This window comes from Streptomyces sp. NPDC003023, assembly GCF_042888225.1.
GTDB lineage: Bacteria > Actinomycetota > Actinomycetes > Streptomycetales > Streptomycetaceae > Streptomyces.
This window is the reverse complement of record NZ_JBIAPL010000002.1, coordinates 53,203-67,517: the sequence shown is the minus strand read 5'-3', so window position 1 is coordinate 67,517 and position 14,315 is coordinate 53,203. Positions and strand designations below refer to the sequence as shown.

Below are 14,315 nucleotides of genomic sequence, written 5' to 3'. Positions count from 1 at the left end.
CAGCCGGTCCTGCCGGTCCTGATCCGAGAGGGTGATGACGTTCGTCGCCTCGGCGGGTCAGGACGGTCCGACAGAGGCCGTTGCGGCGTTCGCCCACAGCGGTCCCAGGCGGTGGGGCGCGGCGGCGAGCGAAGGGCGGCTCGTCCGCCATCGGCGGCCGGTACGACGGCAACCGTCCGGACCCACCGGGGCGCCGGTCAGAAAAGGCACGTCAACGAGCGGGCGCATGCCCGCGGACAGCACGCCTCACGGGACCGCCGGCAGCTGCAACTCCGTACAGCCGCCGCGCCGCACCTGGTCGTCGGCGAACGCAGCGACGTACTCACGCAGCAGCACACGCCGCTCCTGGCGCTTGACCTCTGTCGGAGGTCCGGCCTTCTCCCCTGGCTCCCGGCAGGGGAAGCCGTCGCCCCAGTGCGCGGCGAATCCGGCGTTCTCGCCGTCGCATTTGACGACCGCCCATGCTCTGGCGTCGGTCAACGCGGGCTTCCGGACGGCGCCTTCACCCATCGGCAGCGGCTCGGGCCCCGGGCCCATCTCGCGCATGTTCCTGCCGGGCCGAGACCTCCGACCGCGCACGGGCGTGAGGTGAGGGGCGACGAGGGGGCGGCCCCTGCCCGACAGCCTGGGGGAGCGCCTCTGCCCTTTGAAACGTCGCGGCGTTCACCACGCGCCCAGTGGATCTTGGTCTGAACGTATGAACGGTGGTCGCCACCCTGGCGCGCTTCCCCCGTTGCCACGTTTCCACAGGTAGAAACGGTCCTCTGAGAGAACTCCGGAGTGGGGCGGGTGGGACTCGAACCCACGGCCGACGGATTATGAGTCCGCTGCTCTAACCGGCTGAGCTACCGCCCCTAACGGCGCGTCGCGCACATTTGTGCGCGCCGTCTGCCGCAGCATAGCCGGTCATACGATCTCCTGCTCCGCATGGTCGGCAACACTCGATCATGAGGACTGCGCTGCCGCCCGCGCGGTTCCAGCCGCAGGGAAGAACACATGAAAGTCATACGAGCGGAACATGAAAGAGGGCCCCTCAGGGCCCTCTCCCGTATGTGCTCCCCCGGCTGGACTCGAACCAGCAACCCTCCGGTTAACAGCCGAATGCTCTGCCAATTGAGCTACAGGGGATCGCGCTCCCCCGACTGGACTCGAACCAGTAACCTGCCGGTTAACAGCCGGCTGCTCTGCCAATTGAGCTACAGGGGATTGCTGCGTGTGCACCGAACGTACCTACCCCGGGGCTTCCCGGAGGGCGTGCGCTCGCTGCGACACATACATTAGCGCAAGCAGGGGGGTGCTCCGCCAATCGGTATGGCGCCGGGTGATCAACGCTCCCGACGGGTAGGCGGGCAGCACCGACGCAACGGAAGGGTGTCACCCATGCGGTACAAGCTCACGTTCGTCGCCGGACTGGCCATCGGCTTCGTGCTCGGGACACGGGCCGGGCGCGAGCGTTACGAACAGCTCAAGAAGTCCGCGCGGCAGATCTCCCAGAACCCGGCGGTCCGCAACGCCGCCGAGGCCGCCGCACTGGGCGGCCGCGAGGCAGCCGGCAAGGCCTACCACGTGGTCAGCGACAAGGTCGGCGACCGCGTGCCGGAGTCCGTGGCGGGCCGGGTGCGGGCGCTTCGGGAGCGGGGCGCCGGCGTCGAGGACGACTGGGGAACGACCAACACCTGAGACGACCGGTCCCGCCCGCGGCACGCGTGACGTCACCCACCTCCCGCGTACGGCAGAATTCCGGACATGGGGATAGTCGCCGGGTTGGACAGTTCGTCTGGGTTCACACGCATCGTCGTCTGCGACGCGGACACGGGAGCCGTACTGCGCCAGGGGTACGCACCGCACCCGGTCGAACCCAAGGCCACCGAGATCGACCCGCAGGCGTGGCTGCTCTCCCTCGGCGAAGCCGCCACCGGCGGCCTGCTCGAGGGTGTGCAGGCCATCGGTGTGTCCGCGCAGCAGCACGGCGTGATCCCGTTGGACGCCCAGGGCGGCCTGGTGCGCCCGGCGCTGCTCGGCAACGACAAGCGTGCTCAGGTCGCGGCCGCCGATCTCGTCGACGCGCTGGGCGGCCGGCAGGCCTGGGCGGAGGCGGTCGGTTCCGTGCCGCAGTCCGGGCAGCCGGTGGCGAAGCTCCGCTGGCTCGCCCGCGCGGAACCGGAGGCGGCGCGGCGCGTCGCCTCCGTACTGCAGCCGCACGACTGGCTGGTGTGGCAACTGCTGGGCCGCCCGGCCCGTAGGACCACGGACCGCGGCGGCGCGTCCGGCACCGGCTACTGGTCGGCGGGCACCGGGGCGTACCGGCCGGACCTCGTGGAACTCGCACTCGGGCAGCAGTGCGCGCTGCCCGAGGTGCTCGGCCCCGCGGAGGCCGCCGGCACGACGCCGGAAGGGCTGCTGATCTCCGCCGGCACCGGCGAGACCATGGCGGCGGCCTTCGGCCTCGGAGTGGCCGTCGGCGACGCGGTCGTGTCGCTCGGGGCGTCCGGTTCCGTGATGGCCGTGCACCACGAGGCGCTGTCCGACCCGAGTGGGATGATCACCTCCTTCGCCGACGCGACCGGAATGCATCTGCCGGTCGTGCACACGCTTAACGCGGTACGGGCGCTGCGCGGCACCGCGGAGCTGCTCGGTGTCACGGAGCTCCATGAGCTCTCCGCGCTGGCGATGAAGTCGACACCCGGCTCGTGCGGGCTCGTGCTGCTGCCCTACCTGGAGGGCGAGCGGACGCCGCAGCTGCCGCACACCGCCGGAACGCTGACCGGCCTGCGGCGTGAGTCGATGAAACCGGAGCACCTCGCCCGGGCCTCGTTCGAAGGCATGCTCTGCTCCCTCGCGGACGCGATGGACGTGCTGCGAGGCCGGGGGGTGGAGGTGCGCCGGGTGTTCCTGCTCGGCGCGGCCGCGGAACTGCCCGCTGTACAGGCGCTCGCTCCGGCGATCTTCGGGGCGCAGGTCGTCGTGCCGCAGCCCGCCGACTACGCGGCGCTCGGCGCGGCCCGGCAGGCCGCCTGGGCGCTGGGCGCGGCCCGGGGCACGCTCTCGCCGCAGGCGCCCCCGGCCTGGCAGGAGGCGTCGGCTCAGGCGTTCGAGCCGGGTGAGGACCTGGCGGTGGGCCAGGCGGTGCGCCAGCAGTACGGAGCGACGCGGGACGAGATCCACCCGGGGGCGTTCACCACCGGGTCGTGACAACCGCTGGTCGTACAAGCTGTTTTTGACCCGGGCTTGAGGAAAACCCTTCGAGTTTTCCCGACCGGGTGCCGGAAGATTGGGTGACCCCCGATCTTGCCGAGCCCGAGAGACAGTGCGTGCTGATACGACTGCTGCGGACCCACCTCAGTCCGTACAAGAGACCCATTGGCTTCCTGGTGGCGCTGCAACTGCTGCAGACCAGCGCCACCCTCTACCTGCCCACCCTCAACGCGGACATCATTGACAACGGTGTCGTGAAGGGCGACACGGGTTACATCCTGGCCCTGGGCGCGCTGATGATCGCCGTCAGCGTCGTCCAGGTGCTCTGCAACATCGGGGCGGTGTTCTACGGCGCGCGCACCGCGGCAGCGCTCGGGCGCGATGTCCGGGCCGGCGTCTTCGACCGGGTGCAGAGCTTCTCGGCCCGCGAGGTCGGCCACTTCGGGGCGCCGTCGCTCATCACCCGCACCACCAACGACGTCCAGCAGGTCCAGATGCTGGTGCTGATGGCGTTCACGCTGATGGTGTCCGCGCCGATCATGTGCGTCGGCGGCATCGTCATGGCGCTCGGCCAGGATGTGCCGCTGTCGGCGGTGCTGCTGGCGGTCGTGCCGGTGCTCGGCATCTGCGTCTCGCTGATCGTGAAGAGGATGCGGCCGCTGTTCCGCACCATGCAGGAACGGCTGGACACCGTGAACCGGGTGCTGCGCGAGCAGATCACCGGCAACCGCGTGATCCGCGCCTTCGTGCGGGACGGCTACGAGAAGGAGCGCTTCCGCGGGGCGAACGAAGAGCTGACCGACGTGTCGCTGTCCACCGGCCGGCTGATGGCGCTGATGTTCCCGACCGTGATGACCGTCGTGAACGTCTCCTCCGTCGCCGTCGTCTGGTTCGGTGCCCTCAGGATCGACAGCGGTGCCATACAGATCGGCGCGCTCACCGCGTTCCTCGCCTATCTGATGCAGATCGTGATGGCGGTGATGATGGCCACCTTCATGTTCATGATGGTGCCGCGCGCCGAGGTGTGTGCGGAGCGCATCCAGGAGGTGCTGGACACCGACTCGAGCGTGGTCCCGCCGCTCGCTCCGGTGCGGGAGCTGCGCAGCCGCGGCCGGCTCGAGGTGCGGGGCGTCGACTTCCGCTACCCCGGGGCGGAGGAGTCGGTGCTGCACGGCATCGACCTGGAGGCGCGTCCGGGAGAGACCACGGCGATCATCGGCTCGACGGGCAGCGGCAAGTCGACGCTGCTGGGGCTGGTGCCGCGGCTGTTCGACGTGACCGGCGGCGAGGTACTCGTCGACGGGGTCGACGTGCGGGAGCTGGATCCCGTTCTGATGGCGCGGACCGTGGGTCTCGTTCCGCAGAAGCCGTACCTCTTCTCGGGCACCGTGGCGACCAATCTGCGCTACGGGAAGCCCGACGCCAGTGACGACGAGCTGTGGCAGGCGCTCGAGGTGGCGCAGGCGGGCGACTTCGTACGGGGCCTGGAGGGCGGGCTGAACGCGCCCATCGCCCAGGGCGGTACGAACGTGTCCGGCGGACAGCGCCAGCGGCTCGCCATCGCGAGGACCCTGGTGCGGCGGCCGGAAATCTATCTGTTCGACGACTCGTTCTCCGCGCTCGACTACGCGACGGACGCGGCGCTGCGCGAGGCCCTGGCCCGCGAGACCGCCGAGTCGACGGTGGTGATCGTCGCCCAGCGGGTGTCGACGATCCGTGACGCGGACCGGATCGTGGTTCTGGACGAGGGGCGGGTCGTGGGGGCGGGCAGCCATCACGAGCTGATGGAGAGCAATGAGACGTACCGAGAGATCGTGCTCTCGCAGCTGACGGAGGCTGAGGCCGCATGAGCGGGCCGGGTGGACGCATGATGACGGGCCCCGTCGAGCAGTCGATGGACTTCAAGGGCTCGGGCAAGAGGCTGCTTCGGCAACTGGCCCCGGAACGGGCGACGCTGTGGGTGATGCTCGCGGCGTGCGTGCTGAGCGTCGCCTTCGCGGTGGTCGGCCCCAAGATCCTCGGCCGGGCCACCGACCTGGTCTTCGCCGGTGTCGTCGGCCGTGAGATGCCTGCGGGCACCTCGAAGGAGCAGACCGTGGAGGGCCTGCGGCAGAGCGGTGACGGCGGTCTCGCCGACATGCTCTCCGGGGTGGACTTCGTTCCCGGCGAGGGCATCGACTTCACCGCCGTGGGCGATGTCCTGCTGCTGGCGCTGGCCGTGTACGTGGCGGCCGGACTGACGATGCTGGTGGCGACGCGGCTGTCGATCAAGGTGATCAACCGGACCGTGTACCGGATGCGCGAGGACGTGCAGACGAAGCTGTCGCGGCTGCCGCTGTCGTACTTCGACAGGGCCAAGCGCGGCGAGGTGCTCAGCCGGGCCACCAACGACATCGACAACATCTCGCAGACCCTGCAGCAGACCATGGGTCAGATGATCAACTCGCTGCTGACCATCGTCGGCGTGCTGGCGATGATGTTCTGGATCTCGCCCCTGCTGGCGCTGGTCGCGCTGGTCACGGTGCCGGTGTCGGTGTTCGTGGCGGCCAAGGTCGGCAAGCGGTCCCAGCCGCAGTTCGTGGCGCAGTGGAAGTCGACGGGTGCGCTCAACGCGCACATCGAGGAGATGTACACCGGGCATTCGCTGGTGAAGGTCTTCGGGCGCCAGGAGGAGTCCGCGAAGGCGTTCTCGGAGCAGAACGAGGCGCTGTACGAGGCCGGGTTCAAGGCGCAGTTCAACAGCGGGATGATGCAGCCGCTGATGTTCTTCATCTCCAACCTGAACTACGTGCTGGTCGCGGTCGTCGGCGGACTGCGGGTCGCGTCGGGGTCCCTGTCCATCGGCGACGTGCAGGCGTTCATCCAGTACTCGCGGCAGTTCTCGATGCCGCTGACGCAGGTCGCGTCCATGGCGAACCTGGTGCAGTCGGGTGTCGCGTCCGCCGAGCGGATCTTCGAGCTGCTCGACGCGGAGGAGCAGGAAGCCGACGCGCCGTCCGCGGATCGTCTCGAACGGCCGCGCGGGCGGGTCTCGCTGGAGAAGGTCTCCTTCCGCTACGAGCCGGACAAGCCGCTGATCGAGAACCTGTCCCTCGCTGTCGAACCCGGCCACACGGTCGCGATCGTCGGCCCGACCGGAGCGGGCAAGACCACCCTGGTCAACCTGCTGATGCGGTTCTACGAGGTGACCGGCGGGCGGATCGCGCTCGACGGGCTCGACATCGCGAAGATGTCCCGCGAGGACCTGCGCTCCGGCATCGGCATGGTCCTGCAGGACACCTGGCTGTTCGGCGGCACGATCGCGGACAACATCGCGTACGGCGCGTCCCGCGAGGTCACGCGCGAGGAGATCGAGGCCGCGGCGCGTGCCGCACACGCGGACCGCTTCATCCGTACGCTGCCCGACGGCTACGACACCGTCATCGACGACGAGGGCTCCGGGGTCAGCGCCGGCGAGAAGCAGCTGATCACGATCGCGCGGGCGTTCCTGTCCGACCCTGTGATCCTGGTGCTGGACGAGGCGACGAGCTCGGTCGACACCCGTACGGAGGTGCTGATCCAGAAGGCGATGGCGCGACTGGCGCACGGCCGCACGAGCTTCGTGATCGCGCACCGGCTCTCCACGATCCGCGACGCGGACGTGATTCTGGTGATGGAGAACGGGGCGATCGTCGAGCAGGGGACGCACCAGGAGCTGCTGGCGGCGGAGGGCTCGTACGCGGCGCTGTACGCCGCGCAGTTCGCGCAGGCGGTGGTCGAGGTCGAGTGACGGACCGGGGGCCGGGGAATGGCGCCCTGCCGGGCGCTTTCCCCGGCCCCTTCCCGGCACGGGCCCCCGCCGATGATCACGGCCGCGGGGGCGGGCCCGGTCAGTCCAGATAGCCGCGGAGCTGGTCCGCGAACGCGTGGTCGCGGAGCTTGCTGAGCGTCTTCGACTCGATCTGGCGGATCCGTTCGCGCGTCACCCCGAAGAGCCGGCCGATCTCCTCCAGCGTGCGGGGCCGCCCGTCGTCCAGGCCGTAGCGCAGCTGCACCACCTTGCGTTCGCGCTCGCCGAGCGTGGACAGCACCGCGTCCAGGTGCTCGCGCAGCAGCAGGAAGGCGGCCGACTCGACCGGCGACGCCGCGTCGCCGTCCTCGATGAGGTCGCCGAGGGCGACGTCGTCCTCCTCGCCCACCGGGGCGTGCAGGGACACCGGTTCCTGGGCCAGCCGCAGCACCTCGCTCACCCGCTCGGGGGTCAGTTCCAGCTGGAGGGCGACTTCCTCGGGGGTGGGTTCGTAGCCCCGTTCCTGGAGCATGCGGCGCTGCACCCGCACCACCCGGTTGATCAGTTCGACGACGTGGACCGGCACTCGGATGGTGCGGGCCTGGTCCGCGAGGGCGCGGGACATGGCCTGGCGGATCCACCAGGTCGCGTACGTCGAGAACTTGTAGCCCCGCGCGTAGTCGAACTTCTCGACCGCTCTGATCAGGCCCAGATTCCCTTCCTGGACCAGGTCGAGCATGGTCAGGCCCCGGCCGACGTACCGTTTGGCCACGGACACGACGAGCCGGAGGTTGGCCTCGATCAGCCGGCGCTTGGCCATCCGGCCCATGACCACGAGCCGGTCGAGGTCGAAGGCCAGCCGGGAGTCCTGGTCGCGGGTGTTGGCGAGCTTCTCCTCCGCGAAGAGCCCTGCCTCGACCCGCCGGGCGAGCTCCACCTCCTCCGCGGCGGAGAGCAGCGGGATGCGGCCGATCTCCCGCAGGTACTGGCGGAAGAGGTCCGAGGACGGGCCGCCGGTCTCGGTGCCGCGCCCGGTCGGCCGCGGCGGCTCGGGAGGCTCCACCACTTCTTCGACCACACTCCCCGGCACTGTCTCGGGATGCCCCGCGGGCAGGCCCTGCGCGGGCACCTGCTCGACCGCGGTCGCGAGTACGGCCGCGACGGCGTCGGTATGGCTCTCGGTCAGGGTCTGGGTCTGCACGGGGCGACCTCCAGGGTGATCGCTGCCGGTCGGGGGGCCCTACATACCGCCCCCCAGTGTGGGGTACGACACATCACCGCCACGAGGGGCGTGCGGCGACTTTCTGAGACCCGTGCGTGACCGCCCGGTTACCCGGAAGTCCGTCGTACGTGCGTCCAAAGACGCCGCCGGTGCGTCCGCGTCGTGCCGGCGCGCCGCGCAGACAGGGCTCTGGGGCCGGTCGGACGCCGGGGAACCGGTCGCCGGGCTCGAGGTGACGCGCATCGGGCCGGTGCCGGGGCGGACGGCTCCCGGCCGATGCCGAAGCTGACGTCCGTTGACGTCCGTTGACGTCCGTTGACGGGCTCTGTGGCCCACGGGCCGGGATGGACCGGCGGCCGGCGGTCGCCCGCAGAGCCCGACGCGGGCTACAGCGCGGCCGCTCCCTGGTTGCGCAGGGACTGCGCGTACTGCTGGAGGACCCACAGTTCGTTGGCGACCGCCGCGTACTGTTCCGGGTCCCCGCCGTTGCCCAGCCGTGCCATCGTGCCCTGGACATCACGGATACGGCGGTCGACGGCACGCAGCCGGACCTGGACGAGCTGGACGCCCGCGTACACCTCGTCGACCGTGCGGGTGTGCACCGCTTCCACGGCGAGCTCGGTGACCAGTGCACGCACGGTGTCGTCGGGGGCGGCCTCGCGGACGCGGGCCAGGTAGCCGGAGGTGTCGCGGGTGCCCTGCTCGGCACCGCCTGCCTCCTCGATGGTCCGGCGCACCGCGGCGTACGGTGGGGCCGTGAACTCGTCGATGCCGTAGGCGTCGAAGGCGGGTGAGACCAGCTCGGGGTGCTGGAGGGCCAGTTTGAGCAGCTCGCGCTCGGTGCGGTGGGCAGGGCTGCGCAGGTTGAGGGCCGGACCCGACGGCGCGGCCGGGGCGGGCGCTGCCTGCGTCGCGTACTGCGGCCTGTGGGCACTGCCGCCGCCGCGGCCGCCGCGGTCGGCACCCCGGTCACGGGCCCAGCGGGCGAGCTGCGCGACCCGCTTGACGACGAACTGCGTGTCGAGGATGCCGAGGATGCCGGCGAGCTGCACGGCCGACTCGTGCTGGATAGCGATGTTCTTGATGCCGGCGACGATCGGCGCGGCCTCGTCGAGGGCGGCGGCACGGCCCGCCGGGGTCTCCAGGTTGTGCCGGGTCACCACATGACGGATCGCGAACTCGAACAGCGGCGTGCGGGTCTCGACAAGCTTCTGCACCGACGCGTCGCCCTCCGCGAGCCGCAGCTCGCACGGGTCCATACCGCCCGGCGTGATCGCGATGGAGGTCTCCGCGGCGAACTTCTGGTCGTCCTCGAAGGCGCGCAGCGCCGCCTTCTGACCGGCCGCGTCGCCGTCGAAAGTGAAGATCACTTCGGCGGTGGCGTTGTCCATCAGCAGACGCCGGAGGATCTTGATGTGGTCGCCGCCGAACGCCGTGCCGCAGGTTGCGATGGCGGTCGTGACGCCCGCGAGGTGGCAGGCCATGACGTCGGTGTAGCCCTCGACGACGACGGCGGTGGTGGTGCGGGCGATCTCCTTCTTGGCGAGGTCGATCCCGTACAGCACCTGCGACTTCTTGTAGATCGCCGTCTCGGGCGTGTTCAGGTACTTCGGGCCGTTGTCGTCTTCGCGGAGCTTGCGGGCGCCGAAGCCGACGACCTCGCCGGTGATGTCGCGAATCGGCCACATCAGCCGGCCGCGGAAGCGGTCGATCGGGCCGCGGCGGCCCTCCTGAGAGAGCCCGGAGAGGGTGAGCTCCTTGTCGCTGAAGCCCTTGCCGCGCAGAAAACGGGTGAGGTGGTCCCATCCGGCCGGGCTGTAGCCCACACCGAAATGCTGGGCGGCGGCCTGGTCGAAGCCCCGCTCCGCGAGGAACTTCCGGCCGATCTCCGCCTCGGGGCCGTCGAGTTGATCCACGTAGAACTGTGCGGCGATCTTGTGGGCCTCGACCAGACGGATCCGCTCGCCGCGCTGGTGGGTGGGGTTGTACCCGCCCTCCTCGTAGCGCAGGGTGATGCCCGCCTGGGCGGCGAGGCGCTCGACCGTCTCGGAGAAGGAGAGATGGTCGATCTTCATCACGAAGGCGATCGTGTCGCCGCCTTCCTGGCAGCCGAAGCAGTGGAAGAGACCCTTGCTCGGGCTGACCTGGAAGGAAGGGGACTTCTCGTCGTGGAAGGGGCAGAGCCCCTTCAGGTTCCCGCCGCCGGCGTTGCGCAGCTGGAGGTACTCGGAAACGACGGCGTCGATCGGGACCGCGTCCCTGACCGCCTTCACGTCGTCATCGTTGATCCTGCCTGCCACGTGTGAAGTCTACGGTGGCGCTGCGACACTCCGGTCAGTCGGCGACGCGGTCCACACCGGTGAGGTCGGTGAGGGCCACGTCCCGGTCGCCGAGAACCTGCGGATCCACCTCTGCGCGGGACCGGATCAGCTGCTGGATCGGTTCGGTGACGTCCCACACATTGACGTTCATCCCGGCCAGCACCCGCCGGTCCTTGAGCCAGAAGGCGATGAACTCCCGCTTGCCCACGTCGCCGCGGAGCACCACCTGGTCGTAGGAGCCGGGCGGGGCCCAGCCCGAGTACTCCATGCCCAGGTCGTACTGGTCCGAGAAGAAGTAGGGGACGCGGTCGTAGCTGACGTTCTGGCCGAGCATGGCGCGCGCGGCGGCCGGACCGCCGTTGAGGGCGTTGGCCCAGTGCTCGACCCGCAGCCGGGCGCCGAGCAGCGGGTGCCGGACGGCGGCGACGTCGCCGGCGGCGTAGATGTCGGGGTCGGAGGTGCGCATGCTCTCGTCCACGGCGATGCCGCCGCCGTGCTCCCGGCCGGCGAGGTCGAGGCCTGCCGCGTCGGCGAGGGCGGTGCGCGGGGCGGCGCCGATCGCGGCGAGGACCTCGTGGGCCGGGTGCTCCTCGCCGTCGTCCGTGCGGGCCGCCAGCACCATGCCGTCCTGGCCGATGATCTCGGCGATGCCGGCGCCGAAGTGGAAGCGGACCCCGTGCTCGCGGTGCAGGTCGGCGAAGACCTGTCCGAGCTCCGGGCCGATGGCCTGGTGGAGCGGGGTGGCCTGCGGCTCGACGACGGTCACCTCCGCGCCGTAGCCGCGGGCGGCGGCCGCGACCTCGAGGCCGATCCAGCCCGCGCCGGCGATGACGAGGTGGCCGTTGTCGCGGCCGAGTGCGGCGAGCACATGGCGCAGCCGGTCCGAGTGGGCGAGGCGGCGCAGATGGTGGACGCCCGCCAGGCCGGTGCCCGGGATGTCGAGGCGGCGGGGCTCCGCGCCGGTCGCCAGCAGAAGCTTGTCGTAGTGGAGGACGGTGCCGTCCCCGAGGCGCACGGAGCGGGTCTCGCGGTCGATGGAGACGACGGTCTGGCCGAGGTGCAGTTCGATGTCGGCCTGCGCGTACCAGCCGGGTTCGTGGACGAAGACGCTGTCGCGCTCGTCCTTGCCCGTCAGGTACGCCTTGGACAGCGGCGGTCGTTCGTAGGGGTGGTCGCCTTCGTCGCCGATGAGGATCACTCGTCCGGTGAACCCTTCGGCCCGGAGGGTCTCGGCGGCCTTGGCCCCCGCCAGCCCACCACCGACGATGACGAATGTCCGATGTGCGTCGACCACGTGATGCCTCCTCGTTGCTTCTACGCAGCTCAGCCTTCAGCGAGCGTCCCGCACAGAGCGTTATGGCGGAAGAGGGAGTGCCCCTCCGGCGTGTCAGAACCGGACGAATCGCCCACCAAGGGTGGGGGGTGCGGTGATCAGCGTCGGCTCGTGAGACGGGCGTGCAGGGTGCGGGCGGAGGCGTCCGTGAGGTTCGCGATCTGGTCGACGATCACCCGCTTGCGGGCCCGGTCGTCCGCCGCGGTCTCGAACATCGCGCGGAACTGCGGTTCCAGCCCCTCGGGCGCGCGCGCCGTGAGCGCCTGCGCCAGCTCGGCCAGCACGATCCGCTGGTCGGCGCGGAGCGCCTCCTGTTCGGCGCGCTGCATCACGTAGCGGTCGGCGACCGCCTTCAGCACGGCGCACTCGTTGCGCGCGGAGCGGGGGACGACCAGTTCGGCCGCGTAACGGGTGAGCCTGCCGCCGCCGTACGCCTGGCGGGTGGCGCCCTCTGCGGCGAGCGCGAACCGGCCGATGAGCTGGCTGGTGGCGTCCTTCAGACGGGCCTGGGCCACGGCGGATCCGTCGTAGTGGTGCGGCCACCAGACCTGGTCGACCAGTCGGTCGAGCGCGTCCGACAGCTCGTGCGGGTCCGTGTCCGGTGGTACGTACCGGCCGACGGCCACGGACCAGATGGCGGCGCGTTCGGTCTCGGAGAGCAGGCAGTTGGGATCGATGTGCCCGGCGTGCAGACCGTCCTCGAAGTCGTGGACCGAGTACGCGACGTCGTCGGACCAGTCCATCACCTGGGCCTCGAGACACTTGCGGTGCTCGGGAGCGCCGAGGCGCGCCCATTCGAAGACCGGCAGGTCGTCCTCGTACACCCCGAACTTCGCCGAGCCGGGGTCCGTGGGGTGACCGCCGCGCGGCCAGGGGTACTTGGTGGCGGCGTCGAGGGTGGCCCTGGTGAGGTTCAGGCCCACGCTGACGGGCTCGCCCCTCTCAGGGGTGTCCACGAAGCGCTTGGGCTCGATACGGGTGAGCAGGCGGAGGGACTGCGCGTTCCCCTCGAAGCCACCGCAGTCCTCGGCGAACTCGTTCAGCGCCTGCTCGCCGTTGTGCCCGAACGGCGGGTGCCCCATGTCGTGCGCCAGGCATGCCGCTTCGACGAGGTCGGGGTCGCAACCGAGGGCCGCGCCCAGTTCGCGCCCGACCTGCGCGCACTCCAGCGAGTGCGTCAGCCGGGTACGGGGACTGGCGTCCCAGGCGTGGCTGCGGGTGCCGGGGGTGACCACCTGGGTCTTGCCCGCGAGGCGGCGCAGTGCGGAGGAGTGCAGCACCCGGGCGCGGTCGCGCTGGAAGGCGGTGCGGCCGGGGCGTTTGTCGGGCTCGGCGGCCCAGCGCTCGGCGGCGGATTCGTCGTAGCCGTCGGAAACGGTGCCGCTGCCGCCGGCCGTGCCTGAGGTGCTGGTGGTGCCGTCCATGCACCGAAGGTAACCGGAGCGGCCGACAGTGCGGCCCACTGTGGCCCGTCCCGCCTCATGCGGCGGAGAGTTCCAGGCCCCGGGACCCGTGCGCGGCGAACGGGAGATTGCGCGCCTCGTCGTCGTAACGGTGCAGCAGCAGCCGGGCCATCGCCGGGTGCGTGCCCAGCGGCTCCGCGGCGATCCAGGGCGCGGTACCGGCGCTGCGGGCGGCGAACAGGCCGGGCGCGGCGAAGTACGAGGCGACCGCGATCCGGTGTCTTCCGCGGGCCGTCAGCGCCTTGACGGCGGCGGGCACCGTGGGCGCGAGAGCGGAGGCGTACGCGGCGACGACGGGCACGCCGCCGAGCCGCTCACCGAGCATGGCCGCCACGCGCCGCGTGTCCTGCGCGGACTCGGGGTCGCGGGAGCCCGCGGAAGCGAGGACGACACCGGTGGCGGGGCTCGTACCGTCCTCGGGGCGCCAGCCCGCCTCGGTGAGGCGGGCGGCGAGCGCCTCGACGAGAAGGGGGTGCGGGCCGAGCGGCCGGGCGATGCGGATGCCGGCGCCGGGGATCGCGGCGACGGCCTGCGGGAGGTCGTGCTTGACGTGGTGTCCGCGGCTGAGCAGCAGCGGTACGAGGACGGCCCGGGTGCCGGCGGGCAGGGCGGCGAGCGTGTCGGTCAGGAGCGGCTCGTTCAGCTCGACGTGCCCGAGGCGGACGTCGAGGCCGGGCCGGAGCTCGCGGACCCGCTGGAGAAGGGCGGTGACGGTGCGCAGGGCACGCGGGTCGCGGCTGCCGTGGGCGACGGCGACGAGGACGGGCCGGGCTGTGCGGTGGGCCGAAGTCGCGTGCATGTGTGGCGGGTTCCGTTCAGTCGGACGTGACTCAGCTGGGTGCCGAGCTGAGTCGTGATGCGCGTGAGCAGGTCGACGGCGGTGTCGAGCCGGTCGATGGTGACGACCGCACCTCCGACGGCACCGCGGACCGCACCGCCGACGGCGTCGGCTTGAGGCGGGGGCAGAGGCAAGGGCGGGGGCGGCATCGGCTGAAGGCGGGGCCGGGGCGGG

Annotated in this window: 10 protein-coding genes and 3 tRNA genes; 4 read left to right on the top strand and 9 right to left on the bottom strand. The window is 71.1% G+C overall.

Annotated features, from left to right (window positions below; all coding sequences use genetic code 11):
• Window positions 1-246: 246 nt before the first annotated feature.
• From ACFYV1_RS08490 to ACFYV1_RS08475, 4 genes are all read right to left on the bottom strand, one after another.
• Window positions 247-546 carry a hypothetical protein gene (locus tag ACFYV1_RS08490; RefSeq protein ID WP_389394672.1) on the bottom strand — a complete coding sequence of 100 codons (300 nt, stop codon included), beginning with the start codon at window positions 544-546 and terminating at the stop codon, window positions 247-249.
• 235 nt (window positions 547-781) lie between these two features.
• Window positions 782-855 (bottom strand) — tRNA-Ile (locus ACFYV1_RS08485).
• Between the two features lie 200 nt (window positions 856-1,055).
• Window positions 1,056-1,128 (bottom strand) — tRNA-Asn (locus ACFYV1_RS08480).
• 5 nt (window positions 1,129-1,133) lie between these two features.
• A tRNA-Asn gene (locus tag ACFYV1_RS08475) sits at window positions 1,134-1,206 on the bottom strand.
• A 174-nt stretch (window positions 1,207-1,380) separates the two neighbouring features.
• On the opposite strand from ACFYV1_RS08475, the gene ACFYV1_RS08470 reads away from it, so the two are divergent.
• From ACFYV1_RS08470 to ACFYV1_RS08455, 4 genes are all read left to right on the top strand, one after another.
• Complete coding sequence (locus ACFYV1_RS08470; protein WP_389394671.1) at window positions 1,381-1,680, top strand: YtxH domain-containing protein; 300 nt, start codon at window positions 1,381-1,383, stop codon at window positions 1,678-1,680.
• Between the two features lie 66 nt (window positions 1,681-1,746).
• Complete coding sequence (locus ACFYV1_RS08465) at window positions 1,747-3,192, top strand: FGGY family carbohydrate kinase (protein WP_389394670.1); 1,446 nt, start codon at window positions 1,747-1,749, stop codon at window positions 3,190-3,192.
• Window positions 3,193-3,311: 119 nt separating this feature from the next.
• The gene (locus tag ACFYV1_RS08460) at window positions 3,312-5,045 is read left to right on the top strand and encodes an ABC transporter ATP-binding protein (protein WP_389395259.1); all 1,734 of its coding nucleotides are present in this window, start codon (window positions 3,312-3,314) and stop codon (window positions 5,043-5,045) included.
• A complete protein-coding gene (locus tag ACFYV1_RS08455; RefSeq protein WP_389394669.1) occupies window positions 5,042-6,964 on the top strand; it encodes an ABC transporter ATP-binding protein in 1,923 nt (640 codons plus the stop codon). Before ACFYV1_RS08460 ends, ACFYV1_RS08455 begins: the two co-directional genes overlap by 4 nt.
• A gap of 100 nt (window positions 6,965-7,064) precedes the next feature.
• Here ACFYV1_RS08455 and ACFYV1_RS08450 read toward each other — a convergent pair whose 3' ends face one another.
• From ACFYV1_RS08450 to ACFYV1_RS08430, 5 genes are all read right to left on the bottom strand, one after another.
• The gene (locus ACFYV1_RS08450; protein WP_389394668.1) at window positions 7,065-8,165 is read right to left on the bottom strand and encodes an RNA polymerase sigma factor; all 1,101 of its coding nucleotides are present in this window, start codon (window positions 8,163-8,165) and stop codon (window positions 7,065-7,067) included.
• 407 nt (window positions 8,166-8,572) lie between these two features.
• The gene (gene dnaG, locus ACFYV1_RS08445) at window positions 8,573-10,486 is read right to left on the bottom strand and encodes a DNA primase (protein ID WP_389394667.1); all 1,914 of its coding nucleotides are present in this window, start codon (window positions 10,484-10,486) and stop codon (window positions 8,573-8,575) included.
• A gap of 34 nt (window positions 10,487-10,520) precedes the next feature.
• On the bottom strand, window positions 10,521-11,801 hold the full coding sequence (locus ACFYV1_RS08440) for an NAD(P)/FAD-dependent oxidoreductase (RefSeq protein ID WP_389394666.1): 1,281 nt from the start codon (window positions 11,799-11,801) through the stop codon (window positions 10,521-10,523).
• A 137-nt stretch (window positions 11,802-11,938) separates the two neighbouring features.
• Entirely contained in the window at window positions 11,939-13,264 is a 1,326-nt protein-coding gene (locus tag ACFYV1_RS08435; RefSeq protein WP_389394665.1) for a deoxyguanosinetriphosphate triphosphohydrolase, read from the bottom strand.
• 55 nt (window positions 13,265-13,319) lie between these two features.
• Window positions 13,320-14,102 carry a sirohydrochlorin chelatase gene (locus tag ACFYV1_RS08430; RefSeq protein WP_389394664.1) on the bottom strand — a complete coding sequence of 261 codons (783 nt, stop codon included), beginning with the start codon at window positions 14,100-14,102 and terminating at the stop codon, window positions 13,320-13,322.
• Between the last annotated feature and the right edge of the window lie 213 nt (window positions 14,103-14,315).

What these genes read in the sequence shown, in the direction of transcription:
- ACFYV1_RS08490 (WP_389394672.1), bottom strand. Translation starts at nt 546, where the DNA reads ATGCGCGAGATGGGCCCGGGGCCCGAGCCGCTGCCGATGGGTGAAGGC.
- ACFYV1_RS08465 (WP_389394670.1), top strand. Translation starts at nt 1,747, where the DNA reads ATGGGGATAGTCGCCGGGTTGGACAGTTCGTCTGGGTTCACACGCATC.
- ACFYV1_RS08430 (WP_389394664.1), bottom strand. Translation starts at nt 14,102, where the DNA reads ATGCACGCGACTTCGGCCCACCGCACAGCCCGGCCCGTCCTCGTCGCC.
- ACFYV1_RS08470 (WP_389394671.1), top strand. Translation starts at nt 1,381, where the DNA reads ATGCGGTACAAGCTCACGTTCGTCGCCGGACTGGCCATCGGCTTCGTG.
- ACFYV1_RS08455 (WP_389394669.1), top strand. Translation starts at nt 5,042, where the DNA reads ATGAGCGGGCCGGGTGGACGCATGATGACGGGCCCCGTCGAGCAGTCG.
- ACFYV1_RS08435 (WP_389394665.1), bottom strand. Translation starts at nt 13,264, where the DNA reads ATGGACGGCACCACCAGCACCTCAGGCACGGCCGGCGGCAGCGGCACC.